The organism is Nitrospira sp. (assembly GCA_024760545.1).
Taxonomy (GTDB): domain Bacteria; phylum Nitrospirota; class Nitrospiria; order Nitrospirales; family Nitrospiraceae; genus Nitrospira_D.
The window spans coordinates 2635427-2654962 of sequence record CP060501.1; the positions used below are offsets into that span (position 1 = coordinate 2635427).

Genomic DNA, 19536 nt, shown 5'->3' on the forward strand with positions numbered 1-19536 from the left:
TGGACCGGCCTCCGAATGACCCATTCCTTCGCGAGAAGGAGCCCTTCACCAGCTCTTAACCCTCCGGTGAATCAGGCCGGAAGTCCGTCGGAGGCCGGTTCTCTTTCCAAAGGACGACGAGAGGATTGTGAATGATTATCGATGAGCAGAAATCAACTAGCCGCCTGATGAGGCGGCTACACCAGGGAGAGGAGGCCGAGACATGAGGTCCAATCAACTTGAACAAACGCGGAGGCAGAAGAACGCCAGCGTGATGCTGCGATTCCAAAGCCTGGCGTTGGCGAGCAGTTTAGCGTTCGCACCGATAGGCTTTGCTGCCGAGCAACATCGTCATCACGACAATGCGGGCCAGGCGTCGGCAGACAAGGTCATCTATCGCGAGGGCGGGTCGATCCTGCACGATCGAATGATGGATGAGGTCAAGCGCCAGCAAGAGTTCATGGGAGAGAAAGGTGGTTATAGTAATGGGGCCAATAGTCACATGCTCCAGCAGGGCGTTCTACTGGTCGCAGAAGACCCGTCCAAGGTTGCTGTCAGCAGCGGCCAACGGTGTCCGGCCAACGCGCCTGTCAAAGAGTACCACGTTTCTGCGATCAACGTCGAAATCACGTTGAGCCGGTTTCTCGACTACTTCCCGGGATACATGTACGTGTTGACCGAGAATGTTGAGAAGGTACGGGGCGAGGAAAAATCCAACAGTGACGCGCGAGAGAAAGAAAACGATCCCGGCGCGGTGTCGAACGGATTGCAAGGAGATATCATTCAGCCCTTGGTGATCCGCGCCAATCAAGGCGATTGCCTTAAGCTGACCCTCCACAACCAGATCAACGATGAGCCGACCAATCTCGTCATCAACGGGTCGTCCATGGTCGTGACGACCACCGGCAAGCCGGCGACTCCTTCGAACCCCGATACGACGGTGGCGGCGGGAGGGGAGCGGAGTTTTGAATGGTACATCAAACCGGACACGCAAGAGGGCGCGCGATTCTTCCGGTCACATGCCTCGCGCGAGCAATTCAATCTGGGCTTGATCGGGATGCTCGTGGTGGAACCACGCGGATCGCGCTATCTGAGCCCATTCGATGGGCAGCCGATGCCGAGCGGTTGGGAGGCGATGATTGAAGATCCGAACGGAGCGGACTTCCGGGAGTTCGCGATCTTCTACCATGAAGCCGGTGACGAGGCCTTCCGGCTCTTGAACAAGAAAGGTGAGATGCTGCCGCAGCGCGATCCCCACACCGATTCGTATCGGCCGGGCGCCCGGCTGCTCAATTATCGCAGCGAGCCGCACGGCACGCGCATTGAGCTTCAGGCGCACATGGGATTCTACGGCGACGAGTCGATGGCGTACGGCTCCTACACGTTCGGTGACCCGGCGACGACGATTCCCAGATCCTACCTTGGCGATCCTGCCAAGTTCCGGATGGCAGGCGGGTCGGAAATCGTGCATTCGCATCATCTCCACGGCGGGTCCATCCGGTGGGCGCGCCAGCCGGGGAACAGCCAGCTCGACTTTGCGGTGTCGAAGAACGGCCCGGTGAAGTTCCCTCCGATCAGCGATACTTCAGATCGGTTGGACGTACAGTCCATTGGGCCGACGGAAGTGTACGATCAGGTGATCGAGGGTGGATCCGGCGGGCTGCAGGCATTGGCCGGTGAGTTCGTGTTCCATTGCCATATCCCCCAACATTATGTGACGGGCATGTGGGGATTCTGGCGTGTCTACAATACGCTGCAAGCGCCGGGGTTCCAGACCGACGTCATGAAACCGCTCGTGGAACTTCCTGACCGTGCGGGCAAGATGAAGGGAGGCATTCCATCGGACAAGCTGGTCGGCACCACAGTGGATTGGTACGGTGGGAAGAAGTACGAGATCACGAAGGATCGGACTGATTGGAAAGCAGATCCGGTGAAGGTCTCCCTCAAGGACTGGGTCGAGATGATGCTTCCTCCGCAAGGCAAGCCGGGTAAGAAGAACAGCGAAAAGGAGCAGACGCTCGCGTACGATGCGACCGTGAATGATTGGGCTTGGGATGGCCACAAGGCGCTCACTGAGCTGGAGACCGCGTATGAGTGGGTGAACTACAAATCGGCCACGCCAGGAAAGCGGCAGGAAATTCTCTTCGATGCGCGATCCGGCAAACTCGCCTGGCCGTGGTTGCGGCCGCATCTGGGCCGTCGTGTCCCCTTCTCGCCAAGCCATAGCGGTGCCCCGTGGCTGGAACCGATCCATCGCCGCGACGACGGCAGCAACTCGACGGAGCCACCGAGGCCTGGAGAGCAGGGACCGTGGAGTCTATGTCCTGAAGGAGCGCCGCAAAAATTCTTCAACATCCATGCGATTACGTTGCCGATCACACTGAAGAGGGCGACCGCCAAGACACCGGCGATCGTGGACCCGGACGGCATGCTCTATGTGCTGCATGAAGAAGAGCAGGACGTCCGGAAAACTTCCGCCAAGCAGATGCCATTGGTGATCCGCGGGAACGTGCAGGATTGCATCGACGTCGTCTACACGAGCGAGTTGAAGGACGATCAGCGTCAAGGGTTCTCCAGCAAGACGAACCTGCACCCGCACATGTTCCAGTTCGACACTCAGGCGTCGGATGGCCCCATCATCGGTTTCTCCTACGAGATGTCGCTGCGACCCTTCACCATCTTGAAGGACGAACACCCCGGCAAAGGTATGCCGGTGCCGATGAACACGACGATCGAAGCCGATGCCGCCAAGGGAACCACCACCATTACGGTCAGGGATGCCTCGCGTTATCACGTGAAGACGGAACTCGGCGTGGGCATGGACGAGGTCGGTCGGTTTGAATCAGCACGAATCAGCAAGATCAGTGGAAACCAGATCACGTTTGAGCGGCCGCTCAAGTATCACCACAAGAAGGGCGAAATCGTCTCGGTGGAGTGGATCAGAGAACGGTGGTACGTGGACGCCGATTTCGGCACCACGTTCTGGCACGACCATGTGTTCGGATTGGATGGCTGGGGCCACGGCTTTTACTCAACGTTTATTGCCGAGCCGCCGCGATCGACCTATCATGACCCGGTGACCGGTAAGGAAGTCCGGAGCGGACCGGTGGCCGACATTCACACGACCGAACCGGTGTCCGCACATATCAAGGGTTCTTTCCGTGAGATCGTCACGCAGGTCATGGATTCCAACCCCAGAACGTCGGAATTGATTACCACTGACAATCCGCAGGCGAAGGTCGGCGCGATTTCTGTCGACGGGACCCCTTCCGCAGTGTACCCCGCCCGGCTCAATCTGTTGCCGATGAAATTCTTGAACGGCGGCGAAGCGACGACCGGCGGCGGCTACAACATGCGGGTTGAGCCGTTGTCTGTGCGGCTCGCCAACAACCCCGATCCATCGCAGTTGTTCCGCAGTGCGATTCACGGAGATCCCGAGACCCCGATGTTGCGGGCGTATCTGGGCGATCCGGTGGTCGTCCGGTTGATCGAAGGATCGGCCAACGAAGTGCATTCCTGGCACATCAGCGGCCATTGGTTCCCGATGGAGCGGTACAGCAAGGACTCGATCCCGCGCAGCACGTTGCACGTCGTGATCGGAGAGCGGTATGACGCAGCCATCCCGGCCGCAGGGGGACCGCAGCAGATGGCCGGAGACTATCTCTACTACAGCGGGCGCGCGTCTCACTTCGCGGAAGGCAGCTGGGGGATTTTCAGAGTGTTCGATAAGGCAGATGCGACACTGAAGCCGCTGCCGGGTCGGGCGGAGATTCCTCAATCGGCGAAGTCCGTCTGTCCGGCCGATGCGCCGGTCAAGACCTTCAATGTCGCCGCCATCGATAAGGCGATCCGTTACAACAAAGGAACGCCCGGTGTGATGGAAGTGGACTTGGAGCGGAAGATGGTGCTGGGCAACGAAACCGGAAAGATGTACGTGCTCGAAGGTGAAAAGACGAAAGTTGCCTCGGGCAGCCTCGAACCGAGTCCGCTGACCCTGCATGTGAATGTCGGCGATTGCATCAAGGTCAATCTGAAGAACGAAATGGCCAAAGATCGGGCCGGATTCCACGTCGATAATCTGGCCTATGATCCCAAGGAATCGATGGGGATCAACGCGGGCAACAACCCCGGCGACCAGACCGTCGCGCCGGGACAAAGCCGGACCTACACGTACTATGCCCATCCTGAATTCGGCGAAAACGCGGCCTTGATTCAGGACTGGGGAAACGTGATTGAAAATCCGCGAAACGGGCTCTTTGGCGCGATCATCATCGGTCCGAAGGGATCGCGTTATCGCGATCCGGCCAGCGGCGAAGATCTGAGCGACAAGAGCTCCTGGAAAGCGGATGTGATCGTCGATCGCACTCTGTCGGGAAATGAACATCGGCAGAACTATCGGTCGTTCGCGCTGCTGTTCCAGGATGAGGACAATATCATCGGCACCAGCTTCATGCCGTACATCCAAAAAGTCGCGGGTGTGACGGCGGTGAACTATCGGTCCGAGCCGACGGATTACCGCACGGAGAAAGGCTGTGCATACAGCGAAATCTTCGTGTGCGTGAAGGCTGGGGAGCAGCCCGTGACGCCGACCATCGCCGCCCATGTCGGCGATCCGGTCGTGATTCATGTGCTAGGTGCGTTCAGCGAACAGGTCCAGCTGTTCAGCGTGTCCGGTCATGAATGGAAACATGAGCCCTACCTGACCGGGGCGGACCTTGTCAGCACCATGGAATTCGGCGGGTCCGAGGTCATTAATGCCTGGTTGCACGGCGGGGCCGGTGGGCCGAACGGTATCCCCGGGGACTATCTCTGGCTCAACCAGAGGCCCGGGTACCTTGATGCCGGTCACTGGGGAATGTTGAAGGTTTTGGATCGTGACAGCCGCGCGATTCTGCCGTTGAGCGGTCGGGGTCCGGCCACCCAACAGGCGGAAGAGCCATCGCCGGTGCAATCCCTACCGGTGTCCACGCAGTTCAAGTAGGCCTGCATCATTGCAGACCTTGAGGGGGGGGAATCCGGTTGTAAAGCCGGATTTCCCCTCCTTCATTTTTGGCGGCCAACAATGCCTTGAACCGCATCTCATGCATGCGGTACAAACAAGACATGGACGTAAGCCGGAAGCGCACATTAGCCGGGTTGCCCGTCTTCTGGATCACATCGGTTGTTCTCGTATGCGGCCCGGTGGCGACGGCGACGGCGCTCGATTTTTCCGCCGACCGAATTGTCAAAGATGGGACGTCTGCGGTCACCGCTCACGTCAATGCCAAAGATGATCGCTGGCGGTTCGAGTACACGGAACCACAAAGCGGTGCCAATATCATGATCGTTCGGATGGACAAGCAGCATTCGTGGCTCATCTTGTCGAAGCGCCGGCAATACCTTGAGGTACCGATTGCGAGCAGCCATTTGTTGACGGTCACTGAGAAGATGGAAGGAGAAGTCTTACGGGAGTTCGTGGGTGAAGAGATGCTGGACGGCCGCCCTACCGAATTGTTCGAGATCACGGTTGCCGAAAATGGCGAGACTCGCCAATATTATCGGTGGGTGACCAAAGCGGAGCGATTTCCCCTCAAGACCGTGAGCAAGCAGGGGAAGTGGTCAGAGGAGTTTCGCCGGTTGATTTTCACTCAGCAGTCTCCGTTCCTCTTCGAACTTCCGCGACGACTGGATAACGCGAATCCATCAGCAGGCACGCAACATTGATCGCGTGACTGGAGGAGATATGAAACAAGCGATACAGGTAGGACTGTGGACCGTGGGTTGTCTGTCGGCCATGTTGACCTTGGGGCTCCGTGCGGATGCCGGAGCCTATGAGTCAGGAACCGTAACCGAGGCTGCGACGGTACGCGGCAAGGTGATGTTTGCGGGAACGGTTCCGCCTCCGAAAGAATTTGAGTTGCGGCGCTATGCCGATGAAGTGTTCTGCGGAGCGCTCTCGGACGGAAAGGGGCGCCGATTCTTGAAGGAGGTCAATATTGGAGGAGAAGGCGGACTCAAGGATGTGGTCGTGATCGTGGAGGGAATCGAGAGAGGGAAGCCGTTCACCTTCACGGATGCCCAGATGGAAGCGAACATTTGTCAGTTCCTCCCATTCGTGACCGTGGTCAGCGATAAGCGCCAAGTCACCGTCACCAATCGGGATCCGGTTGCCCACGATATTCAAGGCTACGCCTATGACCAGGCTGGAGTGGATATCGTCCTCCATCGGCCGGCGCTGCAAGCCAGCGGGACTACGGATGTGGTTCAGTTAGTGAAGGGACGAAAGGTCTTCACCATGCAGTGCGGGCGGCATCCCTACATGCAGAATTGGGGATATGCCATCGACAATCCCTATTATGCGGTGACGGATCTCGAGGGCTCATTCGCCATTGGAGATCTCCCGGCCGGCACCTACCGCATCAAGGCTTGGCACCCTATTTTGGGAATGCAAGAGCGGGAGATCACCGTGAAACCGAATGAGACGGTCTCCCTCGACCTGCTGTTTGAAAACAAGTAATGGAACACGACGTGTGCATTATCGGGGTGCAACCGGCGGGTGTTCCGATTGCGGCTTGAGTGGGCTGAGCGCGTTCTGATCTCGTCCAGGCGGAGTTGAGAAGCTCCTACTTAGAGAAGGAAGGATACAATCACTCGTGGGGAGTCAGGAATGACATTTCAATCGGAGCGACTCCTGGATGATTCAGGCCGGTTTTTCGAATTCATCGGGTGCGGGGGGGGGCGTCCGGGGGCGGGTGGTGCGAAAGTGGACGAGGTCCTTCGAGAACAGCACATCTAAGGTCCAGTCCAAGGCCACGAGGAGTTTCTTCTCCAAGCGCGGGAGTTTCAGCAAATAAATGGTGCGCCAGAGCCACCAGGCGAAGAAGCCGGAGAAGTTCACCCCGAGAATGTTGGCGACCCCGGTCCGTTTCCCGATGGGCGCCAGCAGCCCGAGCGTCGCGTAGCGGAAGGGTTTCATCGGGGCACCGCGCACGGTGGCGAGGATATTCCGCGCCGCCACCCGCCCTTCCCGCAACGCATGTTGCGCGGTGGGCGGATGGAAGGCGCCCGTCTGGCCATCCGGCACGAGCGCACAGTCCCCCAACGCCCACACGCCCGGCCACCCCGCCACTTCGAGATACTCATTGACGAGGACCCGGCCCTTCGTTTTCGGGCACGGCAGGGTGGCCAAGAGGGCATGCGGGGTAATGCCGGCGGTCCAGACCAGCGTATTGGTCGTCACGGTGGTCCCATCGCTGAGCATGACGTCGCGATCCGTCACGGCGGTGACTTTACAGTTCGCATGGATTTCCACCTGCTGCTCCCCAAGCTTGCGCTGAGCGTACGTGCCGAGCTTCTCCCCGAGTTCCGGTAAGATCACCGGCCCCGCACTGACCAGGATGAGCCGCAGCATGTCGCCCCGAAGATGTGGAAAGAACCGCACCGCCTCCCGCAAAAAGTCATTCATGGCCGCAATGGTTTCGACCCCCGCAAACCCGCCGCCGGCCACGACGAAGTTCAGCAGCGGCGCCCGGAAGCCCCCCCCACACTCAAAGTCCGCTTCCTCCAGATTGGCAATGAGATGGTTGCGGAGCACAATCGCGTCACTCAGGGACTTCATCGTGAACGCCCGGCTGGCCACCCCGGGAATGTTGAAGAAATTCGTGGTGGAGCCGAGGGCCAGCACGAGGTGGTCATAGGGCAGCGAGTGGCAATGCTGCTCGTGCCCATGCGACAGGCCGACGCGTTTCTGCACGAGATCGATGGCCTCGATCTCGCCATGAAAGAACGTCACCCGACGCAGCAGCTTGCGGATCGGGCTGACGATATTGGTGATGTCCAGGTCGCTCGCGGCGACCTCGTGCAGCATCGGGGTGAAGAGGAAAAAGTTATCGTGGTTGACGAGCGTGACGTCGACGGCCGCGCCGCGCGCCAGCGCCTGTTCGAAGGCCAACGCCGCATACATGCCCCCGAACCCCCCGCCCAAAATCACCACGCGCGCCTTACCGCTAGACATATATCCTGAGCCACAGGTGAAATGTTCTGGAGAGCATGACGTTAGAAGCCTGTCCCACATGAGGGCAAGCCCATGCCTGTCATTTGTGGTAGAGAAGGAAGCTTTCGCCTCAGAGGATAGGGTGTTATTCGCTGACTTCCCGGACCTCCCGTCCCTTCGATCTCGAGGCCCTGTACCTGCTGCTAGGCCTTTTTCATCCATGAATTCGTCGCCCCTTCATAGGTGCTCTGCTGTTCTGCCTCATTCCGTCGGCTTGCGCAGTTCTGACAAGACTTCGAGAATGTCCGCCGGACGCGGCGGGCAGCCGGGTATACGGACGTCGACGGGAATGTGGCGCTCAACCGGACCCGTCACGGCATAGCTGCCTTTGAACATGCCGCAGTTCATCGCACAATCACCGAGCGCGATGACAATCTTCGGATCAGGCGTTTGCTTGTGCACGTCTCTCAACGCTCGCTCCATATTAATGGTGACCGGCCCCGTCACCACCAATGCGTCGGCGTGACGCGGCGAGGCCGCGATGTGAATGCCGAACCGCTCGGCATCGTACACGGGATTCAGAAGCGCGTTCATCTCCATCTCACAGGCGTTGCAGGAACCGGTATCGACTTCCCGGATTGCGAGAGATTGCCGAAAGATCTTAGTCTTTTCCGTCACAGCCGGATTGATTGGTTCCGAGGGCGGTTCAGATTCTGGATATTGTCCCGTGACGACGCCCGTCTTAAGGCTCTTTTTGATGATCCGAAACATGGCTCGCCCCTTTCTCAGAGGTCATTGCCCGCATACGACAGATTGAAGCTCTTGTTGATCAGTGGAAAATCAGGAATGATGTTCCCTAACACAGCCCATTGTATGGCAGGCCAATTGACGAATGAGGGATCGCGGACTTTGCAGCGATGAATCATTCCATCGTCTCCGGCCGATACGAAATAGAGAATCTCGCCTCGCCATCCCTCCACGGCAGCGACTGCCCAGGTTCCAGGAGACGCCGATCGGCCTGGTTCAGCCGCTATGGGACCATCCGGAATTCGCGCGTGAATCTCGCGGATGAGTCGGATCGATTCGTGGATCTCATCGCCACGGACGCGCAATCTCGCTCGTGCGTCGCCATAGCGATACAGCGCCACGTTCACCGGCAGTTCGTCATACGCGGCGAAGGGGCGATCTCGTCGGACATCCTGATCCATCCCCGACGCCCGCCCGACCACTCCGGTCACAGCGTGATCCCGGGCGATCCGTTCCGTCAGGACTCCTGTGGTCTCAAGTCGATCGGTAAGTGAGGCATTGGCAAAGATGATCGCACCCACTTCGGAGAAGTCCTTCTGGATGCCGTTGAGTTCTTCAACGAGGTTGCTGAATAGGCCGCGATCGACGTCCCAACTGACTCCTCCTATCCGCATGACGCCCCGAAGAAACCGTGAACCTGTCAGCCGTTCATTGAGTTGCATGACTCGCTCCTTCATCCGCCCACAATGCGCATGGGCCAGCGCATACGCCGTGTCATTGCACATCGCACCGATATCCCCGAGGTGATTGTACAGTCGTTCCAGCTCTAGAAAGAGAGAACGGAGGTACCTGGCGCGTCGTGGCACATCGAGATGCAGGAGCGTTTCCACCGCTTGGCAGTAGGCCAGACTGTGCCCGATGGTCGTGTCCCCAGACACGCGTTCCGCCAGCAGTACCGCGTCAGTCAGCGTGAGTTGCTCGAACAGTTTTTCCACGCCACGATGTTTCCAGAAGTGGCGCACTTCCAACTGCATGATGGGCTCGCCGGCAACCGAAAAGCGGAAGTGTCCGGGTTCGATGATCCCAGCGTGAATCGGTCCGACCGGAACTTCAAAAACCCCTTCCCCTTCAATGTGGTGGAACCGGTATTCGCCCTGTTGGCGTTTCAGGATTGTGTTCCATAGAAAGTCTTTCCGTAACGGATGGGCTCCCTTCTCCCAATGCTCATGTCGGACCAGACGACGAAGATCAGGATGGCCTTGTGGGATCAAACCAAAGAGATCACGAATCTCCCGTTCATACCATTGCGCGGCATGAACCGACGGAGTGATCGACGTGAACAGACGGTCATCTCCGATCAATTCTGTCGTCAACAGCACAAATGGTTGGTGGGACTTGAACGCAAACAGATACTGCAACTCGTACTTCTCCTCCAGGGGTCGGCAATCGACCGCGAATAGCAGAGCCAGGCGGCCTTGCATCTTCTCATGAAGTAACTGGACGAGCTTCGGTAGTTGGAGTTTGTCGGTGCGGTAACGCGTCAGAGCCGTGCCTGAGGGGTAATCCGGGACCAAGCAGGGAAAAACTGTCCGTATCCGCTGTTCGATTGATCGCTCCGGCGATGGACTGTCTGTCACTGGTCCCTCCCGACTACCGTTTGGCCAACAGGGTTGAGGCGGCTTCAAAGAGTTGCCGCAACGGAGGCGGCAGAGCCCAACAGAATCCCACGAGCACGGCTCCCAGGAGAATGATCGGAACGTGCCCCACAGACCACTGCTCCCCAGGGACGATGTCCTTGGGAGCGATGCCCCAGGCCATGCCAGTGATGCGATAGAGAAGGCCGGCGAAGGCAATGAGACTGCCGAGCAGGAGAATCACGACAAGAAATCGGGCACCCTGATTGGTCCAGGCACCCGGGGGCCCCGAGGATCCAAGTGCCGTGACGATTTGCATCTCACTGGAGAAAAGCGCAAAGGGCGGAAGTGCGGCTAGAGCGAGTCCGGCAATGAGCAGCGCCAGAGCAGACCAGGGCAGTACGGTCGTCAGGCCGCGGACCTCATCGATCTCGACGGTCTTGAACCGGCGGTGGATATTGCCTGCCGCAAAGAAGGCAAGCGACTTCGCAAAGGCATGATTGACCAAATGGAACAAGCCGCCAAAATTACCGATGGGCCCGCCGACCCCGAACCCTACCATCGCCAATCCCATATGCTCAATGCTGGAGTAGGCAAACAAGCGCTTGTAATTGTGTTGCAAGAGAATAAAGAATGCCGCGAGCACGAACGACACCAGCCCGAAGCCGGCTAATAGACCGCCAGTGAAATCAGGAGGTACGGCCTGGTCGACGATGCCCCGGCATCTCAAAATGGCATAGACTGCCACGGTTTCCAGCACGCCAGCCAGCATGGCCGCTACCGGTGCCGGTGCCTCTGTGTAGGCATCAGGCAACCAGCTGTGCATCGGCACGAGTCCAACTTTTGTGCCGTAGCCGACAAACAGAAACACGAAAGCCAATTTCAGGATGTGGGCATCCAGCTGATCGGCCACTTGTTGGAGTTCAGTGATATTGAGGGCCGAACTGACATCTCCCAACACACGCAGGGAGGAATAATACAAGAGCACGACTCCGAACAGAGCCAGAGAGATCCCGACGGAACAGAGGATCAGGTATTTCCAGCCGGCTTCCAACGATTCACGCCGTCGCCAGAAGGCAATGAGAAAAGTTGTGGCAAGCGTCGTCGCCTCGATCGCTACCCATTGCACGCCTAAGCTGTTGGCAACGGTCGCGACAACCATGGCCAGCAGGAACATATGGAACAGGAAGAAAAACAGATTGAGGCGTTTGGACGCGATCACACCGCAGGCGATTTGTTCGTCCATATATGACCGCATATAGAGGGAACAGGCCAGACCAACCGTGCCGATAATGAACAGAATGACCGATGAAAGCGCGTCGATGTAAATGATCTCACCGAGCGCCGTGACCGACCCTTGCGCGAAGACGGATCGCGCGATCATGCTTTCTGCGGCGATCAGCGTTCCAATGCTGATCAAATTAGTCACATGAAGCCAGCGCGAGCCGGTCAAAACCATGCTGAGCCCGCCGGCTATCAGCGGCGCGAGCAGGAGCAGGCTGACGGGGATCGTCGTGGCGAAATCGCTCATTCCTTCAACTCACTGAGGTGGGCGGTATCTACGCTATCGAAGGCATCTTGCAGCCGATTCGTATAGATGCCTGCGATCAAGGCGGCGACCAATACATCGAAGAACACGCCTAATTCAACGATCAGCGGCATGCCATAGGTTGCAGCCGTGGCTCCTAAGAAGAGGCCGTTTTCCATGACCAGGAACGCGATCATTTGCGTGACGGCCTTCTGGCGCGCGATCATCGTAAAGAAACCGATCAACACGATCGCCAGCGCAATGGCCAGCGAATCCCGGGTCAGGAGATGTCCAAACGGAATGATCGGCTGTGTAATCAGGAAGGCGACCATGACCAGCGCACCGCAGATAAGCAGGCTGGCCGGCACATTGATATTCATCACCAGTTCTCGTTTGACGTTGAGACGCTCGATCACCTTCTTCAGGATCCGCGGGATGACGATCGCCTTGATGAGGACGGTAAGGGCAGCAGCGATGTAAATGTGGTGTATCCCCGTCAGAAATGCGACAAGAGTCGCGGTGAGCGCAAGGAAAACCGATTGTAGAGCAAACAGATCGACACAGGCCGACAGCCGGCGCTGCGCCACAATTCCAAAACAGGTTAACAGCAAGAGTGCCGAACCCAAGTCCACCAGTTGCGATCCGATAGGGGGTGTGATCAGTGGCACGTCAGCCTCGCAGGACGTAGAAGAAGACGAGTCCGAGCAGTGCCAGGATAAAGGCGGCTCCCAGCAAGTCCGTCACTCTGAATAAACGTAACTTGGCAAACATCGATTCAAGGATGCCGATCAACACCGCCAATCCCGAGACCTTCACGAGATAGGCTGCCAAGCCGATACCGAGTGCGGCCGGCTCCATATTGGTTGCAATCCCCCAGGGAGCGGACACGTTGGCGATCAAGGTAAGAAATACCAAGAGCTTGAGTCCCGCCGCCCATTCGACCAGCGCCAGATACCGTCCCGAATATTCCAAAATCATCGCTTCGTGGATCATCGTGAGTTCGAGGTGGGTGGCTGGGTTGTCCACCGGCACTCGTCCTGTTTCGGCAATGGCCACGATGACCAGCGCGGCGAACGCCATAAGATGAGGCGACGGATCGGTCACAATGCCTTCGAGTAGCGCCGTCTTGTGGACGATGGTGCTCAGATTCGTAGATCCTGCGGTGAGCGCGATCGCAAAGATCGAAAGCATCATGCCCGGTTCGGTTAACGACGCGACAATCGCTTCGCGGCTGCTCCCCATTCCTCCAAAGGACGAACCGGCGTCGAGACCGGCCAACATCAAAAAGAACGTGCCCAAGGCCAGCAAGTAGACGAGGGCGATGATGTTGCCTGCGAAGCTCAATGGGGTCCGAGATATGAACACCGGCACGAGCAGCCCTGCCGCCAGTGTTGAAGCAAAGAGGATGTAGGGGGTTGCGGTGAAAATCCACGACGTGGTGGATGAGATAACCGGCTGTTTGCGGAGGAGCTTGACGAGATCCGCGTAGGGTTGAAAGACGGAGGCCCCCCGCCGACATTGCAGACGTGCCTTCACCTTCCTGATGAGGCCGACGATGAACGGAGCGACTGCCAATAAGACGATGGTCTGCATGACGATAAGAACGAGGGCGTCCAACATCGGCTTATACCGCGAACAATAACAAGACAATCAGTGTGACAAAGATATAGGCTAGGTAGAGGTGCAGGCTCCCCGCCTGGATGATCCGCAGACGCCCGGCTAGGGCGGTAACGAACGCGAGCACCGGATCATAGAGATACTTCTGAAAGACCGGCTCAACGTGAAATTCAAAGCGCCGTCGTTTGGCGAAATACTGTGACTCGTGGAGAAACTCCGTCTCGAGCTTCACCGTCGGTTGATAAATCGAGCTGAATACTCGTTTGATGGGTTGCACAAATCCGGTCGCCGTATACTCCATGCGGGGCGTCAGATTGATCCCGCAGCCCCACGTTTTGTAATAGCGCTTCCTCATGAGCCCGCCAAAGGCCGCCACGATCCCGAGCCCAAGCACTGAAAGCACTGTCAGAAGCAGGGCAAGGATCGATGGTGAGAGACTGGAAAACTCCACATCCACCGTGGCGAGCGCCCAGCCGTCAAGGGCCAGCACGTGGCCTTCGATCGACACACCCGTGAACGGCGCGACAACTCGGTCCAGCAGCGGCACGACCACCATCGGCACAAGACCAAGGGCGACACAGATTGTCGCCAAGAGGGCCATCCCTACGCGCATTGGAATCGGAACCTCTTTCGCATGTCGTGCGTGTGTGCTCCGTGGCAGGGCAAGAAATGAAATCCCGAACGCTTTCGCGAAGCAGGCCAAGGCGAGGGCTCCGGTCAGGGCCAGCATCGCCGCTGCAAGTGGGAGTATCAGCTTCAAGAAGGTGTCGGGAATGTGAAAGCTGAGAAAGAGGCTTTGGAACACCAGCCATTCGCTGACGAATCCGTTGGTCGGCGGCAGGGCGGCAATCGACACCGCCCCGATCAAGAAACAGGCACCGGTCCATGGCATGCGCCGGAGAAGACCGCCGTATTCCTCCATGTTGCGTGTGTGCGTCGTATAGAGCAGGGAACCGGCTCCCAGGAACAGCAGGGCCTTGAACATGGCGTGGTTGATCGTATGATACAGTCCGGCCAGCAAGCCCAGCGCGGCAAACTCCTTGAGTCCGTAGGTCTGAAAAATCATCCCCGCTCCGATCCCCAACAGAATGATGCCAATGTTCTCAACACTGTGGTAGGCGAGTAAGCTTTTCAAATCATGCTCCATCAGCGCATACATGACGCCGAGCAACGCAGACACTGCGCCGATCACGAGGACAACGAAGCCCCACCACCAGGGGAATTGCCCGCCGAGGAAATCGAAATACACCCGAATCAGGGCATAAATAGCGGTCTTGATCATGACGCCGGACATCAAGGCTGAAACATGCGACGGCGCCGCTGGATGTGCGTAGGGCAACCAGACGTGGAGCGGCACGATGCCCGCTTTGGTGCCGAAGCCGATCAGGGCTATCAGAAATGCGATCGTTCTCATGCTCTCCGGCAAGGGCTGCTCCGGATGTCGAAAAGCGTCGAACGCAAACGACCCGCCTTCTTGGAAAAAGATGAGGAACGTCAGGATGATGAAGGCGGTTCCCACATGCGTCATGATCAGGTAGAACAATCCCGCGTACCGCACCTCAGCGTTCTCGTGCTCCGTCACCACGAGGAAATAGGACAGCAACGACATGAGTTCCCAGGCGATGAGAAAAAAGATGCCGTTGTCTGCGAGGACCACCACGGTCATGGAACAAAGAAAACCGTTGAAGAGCGCTCCGAGCAGAGGGAGCGATGTGCGCCCGTCGAAATGCCGCATGTATCCAATGGCATAGATCGACGCGGCGAGACCGGCTAGGGAGATGGTCAACACGAAGAATGCTGCGAGTGGATCAATCCGAATGGCGAAGGTGAGCAGAGGTATTGTGGAGGCGAGCGATCCCGTGATGGGATCCGAAGACGTGAGGCCGAGCAGCCCCAGAACGACGCCTGCGCTGGTAGCCACGATAGCGGGGGCGGTGGTCGTGATAATTTGAGCTTTGGGCTGTCGAGGTAGACAAAGCGGAAGTAGTATCCCGGCTACATACCCACCGAGAAGGATCCATAACAGGTTCAACATTCGATCGATTCGAGCCTTGTAAACGAATCGGGTCTGCTCTTCATGCGTCAGCTTGGCCTAGATAGGGGATGGTTGATCACCTGATTCACACAGACCGATCTTGATGCGGGAAACTCTCCCATCATCCTCTCGCCACCGGCTGCCTACCCGACCACAACATCTCATACCTCAACCCCCCAAAACCAAATGTGCGACGGTTACCAACAGCGCGATGATCAACACACCGTAGAACGTCGCCTTCCACCCCCGCCATGCCCGCGTTTCATCGTCTTTCATGATCAGCCTCCTGCTTGGAGGGACCGGTCCATCCGCTGCCGACAGCGAGCCGATCCTTCTCGTGCTATTAGATTGTTGGGATCGTAAGTCAGCACCGCGTTCCAATTGACCAACGCCTCTTCGTGTTGGTCGAGTCGCTCGAGCAACGTAGCCAGTTCGCATCGCGCTGTAATGTCAGTGGGACAGAGCACAAGCGCGTCCGACAGTTCTTGGAGTTGCGCCAGCCAATCTAGCGTCCGCTGACGGCTCGCGCACAGCCTGCAGTCCCGCCCGTCTCCCTTCTTAATGGTCATGCCTAGCCCTTTGCTTTGTTGGCAGCCTCAAGTTGCTCGGCAGTCGGTTGCGCACAGCCAGGTATCACCAGCATCCTGGTTGCTGTCACAAGCCTGAAGGGATTCTTATGTGAGAATCTGCATCTCACGACAACACCCTCCCTATCACCCCGCCGCTTTCTTTATTTCTCGCACACAGAAGCTATTGCAGGGAGAGTGCCGCTGTTGAACAGGTACAGGGATATTATGCAAGGATGAAATCTATCGCGGGGTTATAGCTGGAGTGGGGAGGTGCTGGGACCGCAATCCTTCAGCCGAAAATTACGTTGTGCAAGAAGTGCAGTGTTTGACTGCCCAGTAGTGACTTGAGGTGCATTTCTTGCGGTATGAGTCATGACAAAACCTCATACCTCCCCGGCAGTGCTGAAAATACAAGACTACTAATCAGGTCGGGAATTAAGGCGAAGATTCGGGCGAGAGCAATCAGTCACGAATTCCATATTCCTTGATCTTGTATTGGAGAGTCCTAAGGCTAATGCCCAATAGCCTTGCGGCATTTTCTCGATGGTTGGTGACTTCCTTTAGAGTTCGTTCAATGACCTGCCGCTCAATCTGTTCTATAGACGTTCCCAATGTGATCACCATGGTCCGTGCATCCTCTTTGCTAGTCTGAATCTCCTCAGGAAGATGCCCGGGTTGAATCGTAGTATCCTTCACCGTGACGACAAGCCGTTCCATGAGATTTCGCAATTGCCGAACGTTTCCGGGCCACCCATAGAGCCGTAACAGCCGCATGGCCTCTCGCGAAACTTCTTTCCGTCCGCGGTGATGTTGTGCTGAAGACTCGGCCAGGTATCGATCCACAAGCAGCGGAACATCGTCTGCCCGTTCGCGGAGCGGCGGGAGGCGGATAGGCACGACATTGAGCCGATAGTAGAGATCTTCCCGAAACTCTCCCTGCTTTACCGCCTCTTCCAGGTTGCGATTTGTAGCCGCAAGGATTCTCGTATCGACTTTGATCAGTTTCGTGCCGCCCAGACGCCGAAATTCCTTCGTCTCAAGAACACGTAGAAAATCGACTTGCGACTTGAGCGAGAGTTCACCCACTTCATCCAGCAACAGCGTACCACCGTCCGCCAGTTCGAATCGCCCGACCTTGGTTGACATCGCTCCAGTGAAAGCGCCCTTCTCATACCCGAATAACTCGCTCTCAAAGAGGTTCTCGGGCAATGCACCACAGTTCATGGTAATGAACGGCCCGTCGGCCCTCGGGCTCTTATGGTGTATTGCACGCGCGATGAGTTCCTTCCCAGTTCCACTTTCCCCCGTGAGCAAGACCGTCACATCGCTGTCCGCCACCATCTCCACCAAGCTATAGACTCCCTGCATGGCGTCACTCTCACCGACCATTTGATCAAAACGTATTCTCGTTTCAAGACGGTCACGGAGTTGCTTGTTCTCGGAGGTTAGGGTATGACGCTCCAGCGCTTTCTCCACGACCACTCCAAACCGCTCACGATCGATCGGTTTTGTCAGATAGTCATAGGCACCCAGACGCATCGCTTCAACAGCTGTATCGATCGAACCAAATGCAGTCATGACGACGACTTCCGTGTCCGACCATTTGTCCTTCAGTTGACGCAGAAATTCTATACCACCCATCCCGGGCATCCGAAGATCGGTGATCACCAGATCCATTCGTGTTTCTTCGAGATGTCGCAGAGCTTCTTCTCCTGTGCCCAGCCCACAGACCCGGTAGCCCTTTTTCTCCAACATGGTCACCAGGGCATTGCGGATGTTGACTTCATCATCAACGATGAGAACCTGAAAGACCTGTGTCATGATCCCACACCAACCTTGTCCGGTTGACCAATCGACGCGGGGAATTGAGTCACCACCATCGTCCCGCCGCCAGGCACACTCGCAACCTGAATCGTACCGCCATGATCCTGCATAATGCGGTAAGCTATGGCAAGACCAAGTCCAGTGCCGCTCGACTTGGTTGTATAGAAGGGCTCAAACAGATGGGAGAGCTGCTCCTTCGTGATTCCGACTCCGCTATCCTTTACAGTAATGTCCACCCAATGTTTCCCTTCAGCCTCTCGTTGTACCGCTGAAATCTGACAGCGTCCGCCGTTGGGCATGGCATGAAACGCGTTGACGACGATGTTTACCAATACTTGACTGATCTGAGTTGCATCGCCCAGCACAGGCGGTAAGTGATCTTCCATTACCTGTTCGAATCGAATCCGGCGTTCCTCCGCCTCGAAGCGCATCAACGTCATGATGTGGTCGATAAGTGCCTTGACATCGACCTCGTGCAAACCAACAGATCCCGGGCGGGCAAATTTCATAAAATTATCAAGAATCGCTGAGAGCCTGCGACATTCGGCGTTCACGACACCAAGGTACCGTGCCCCTGGTTCTGCCAGTGTTCCCCTCTCCGTAAGTTCCTCTTCCAGAAGATGGAGATTCAGATCCATGGCGCTCAAGGGGTTTCGCAGCTCGTGCGCTACCCCTGCAGACAGCGTGTGCAGCGCCGCTAACTTTTCTGCGACACGGACGCGTCGTTCAAGTGCTAACCGCTCCGAAACGTCTTGCGCCTGCAAAATCACCCCCGCCGGTTTCTTATCGTCCCCCGTGAGTTCCGCTGTACTCACGCGAATTGTCCTCGGGTTTAGGTCTCCGCATTCGTAGAGAAAGTCCTTGTGATTCAAATGACGGTGCTCTTTCAAGGCTCCGTCGAGTATCTGGCGGATCGGGTCATCTTTAGGGAATACGGCATCATACCCTTTGCCGAGCAACTCCGATGTGGAGCGATTCAAAACCACCTCCGCTGTGGGATTCACCGCGCTGATGATTCCTCCCCGGTTAATCGTAAGCACGCCTGTGGGAATACTGTGTAGAATATTCCGCGCCAGCCCTTTCACTTCTTCCAGTGTTTTTCGGGCAGTGTCGTAGTGAAGAAACGTGATGACTGCGGCAATACCTATCGAACTCACTAAGAAAACAAGGAGCGCCTCGACGAGCAGATCACTGCGTGACTGCCAGAGGGCATGGAACAATTCCGTGGGAGCCTTACCGCCCTCGGAAGAACCCCGAAGGAGGAGCTTTTCTCGTTCCAGGCTGAAAAGCAAAATGACGGAGGCGACCAAAGCGAGGACCAAGAGCACGGAAGCGACCAACCGATAGGGAATCCTTCGGAAGAGCGTCGTTTCTGGAATGGGTCTGAACATCGCAATGTCACATAGAAGCGCACACAGCCGCCATGCTTACACGCACACAATTTCCTGTGCAGGGAGCTTGATCACAGTAGGATTCTACACGAACTCAGTGTTTTCATCATGCGCGAGAATCAGGAGGTTCTCGGTGGAGCCATGGTCTAGGATCGCGGTTGGCGGTCCATCTTCGGATCAGAGCTTCAGAAAAAACGTCCACATGTAATCCAGCTCAAGAGGGAAGACCATCGTTCGCTG

At 57.1% G+C, this 19536-nt stretch carries 13 protein-coding genes; 3 read left to right on the forward strand and 10 right to left on the reverse strand.

What is annotated here, in order from left to right; all coding sequences use genetic code 11:
* Positions 1 to 202: 202 nt before the first annotated feature.
* The 3 genes from H8K03_12415 to H8K03_12425 all read left to right on the forward strand — a co-directional run bounded on the left by H8K03_12415 (position 203) and on the right by H8K03_12425 (position 6475).
* Entirely contained in the window at positions 203 to 4960 is a 4758-nt protein-coding gene (locus H8K03_12415) for a multicopper oxidase domain-containing protein (protein ID UVT18630.1), read from the forward strand.
* A 104-nt stretch (positions 4961 to 5064) separates the two neighbouring features.
* Positions 5065 to 5682 (forward strand): hypothetical protein, encoded by a 618-nt coding sequence (locus H8K03_12420; GenBank protein UVT18631.1) that lies wholly within the window; start codon positions 5065 to 5067, stop codon positions 5680 to 5682.
* A 19-nt stretch (positions 5683 to 5701) separates the two neighbouring features.
* On the forward strand, positions 5702 to 6475 hold the full coding sequence (locus H8K03_12425; GenBank protein ID UVT18632.1) for a carboxypeptidase regulatory-like domain-containing protein: 774 nt from the start codon (positions 5702 to 5704) through the stop codon (positions 6473 to 6475).
* A gap of 183 nt (positions 6476 to 6658) precedes the next feature.
* Here H8K03_12425 and H8K03_12430 read toward each other — a convergent pair whose 3' ends face one another.
* The 10 genes from H8K03_12430 to H8K03_12475 all read right to left on the reverse strand — a co-directional run bounded on the left by H8K03_12430 (position 6659) and on the right by H8K03_12475 (position 19296).
* Positions 6659 to 7921: an NAD(P)/FAD-dependent oxidoreductase gene (locus H8K03_12430; protein UVT18633.1), complete on the reverse strand. Its 1263-nt coding sequence runs from the start codon at positions 7919 to 7921 to the stop codon at positions 6659 to 6661.
* Positions 7922 to 8212: 291 nt separating this feature from the next.
* The gene (gene nuoB, locus H8K03_12435) at positions 8213 to 8722 is read right to left on the reverse strand and encodes an NADH-quinone oxidoreductase subunit NuoB (protein UVT18634.1); all 510 of its coding nucleotides are present in this window, start codon (positions 8720 to 8722) and stop codon (positions 8213 to 8215) included.
* 14 nt (positions 8723 to 8736) lie between these two features.
* Entirely contained in the window at positions 8737 to 10335 is a 1599-nt protein-coding gene (locus H8K03_12440) for an NADH-quinone oxidoreductase subunit C (GenBank protein ID UVT18635.1), read from the reverse strand.
* Positions 10336 to 10348: 13 nt separating this feature from the next.
* On the reverse strand, positions 10349 to 11863 hold the full coding sequence (locus H8K03_12445) for a hydrogenase 4 subunit F (protein UVT18636.1): 1515 nt from the start codon (positions 11861 to 11863) through the stop codon (positions 10349 to 10351).
* Complete coding sequence (locus H8K03_12450; GenBank protein UVT22465.1) at positions 11860 to 12522, reverse strand: hydrogenase; 663 nt, start codon at positions 12520 to 12522, stop codon at positions 11860 to 11862. The genes H8K03_12445 and H8K03_12450 overlap by 4 nt, the downstream gene beginning before the upstream one ends.
* A 7-nt stretch (positions 12523 to 12529) precedes the next feature.
* Positions 12530 to 13480: an NADH-quinone oxidoreductase subunit H gene (locus H8K03_12455; GenBank protein UVT18637.1), complete on the reverse strand. Its 951-nt coding sequence runs from the start codon at positions 13478 to 13480 to the stop codon at positions 12530 to 12532.
* 4 nt (positions 13481 to 13484) lie between these two features.
* On the reverse strand, positions 13485 to 15512 hold the full coding sequence (gene hyfB, locus H8K03_12460; GenBank protein ID UVT18638.1) for a hydrogenase 4 subunit B: 2028 nt from the start codon (positions 15510 to 15512) through the stop codon (positions 13485 to 13487).
* 278 nt (positions 15513 to 15790) lie between these two features.
* Positions 15791 to 16081 carry a hypothetical protein gene (locus H8K03_12465; protein UVT18639.1) on the reverse strand — a complete coding sequence of 97 codons (291 nt, stop codon included), beginning with the start codon at positions 16079 to 16081 and terminating at the stop codon, positions 15791 to 15793.
* Positions 16082 to 16543: 462 nt separating this feature from the next.
* On the reverse strand, positions 16544 to 17902 hold the full coding sequence (locus H8K03_12470; GenBank protein UVT18640.1) for a sigma-54-dependent Fis family transcriptional regulator: 1359 nt from the start codon (positions 17900 to 17902) through the stop codon (positions 16544 to 16546).
* Entirely contained in the window at positions 17899 to 19296 is a 1398-nt protein-coding gene (locus H8K03_12475; GenBank protein UVT18641.1) for a PAS domain-containing protein, read from the reverse strand. Before H8K03_12475 ends, H8K03_12470 begins: the two co-directional genes overlap by 4 nt.
* Positions 19297 to 19536: the final 240 nt, after the last annotated feature.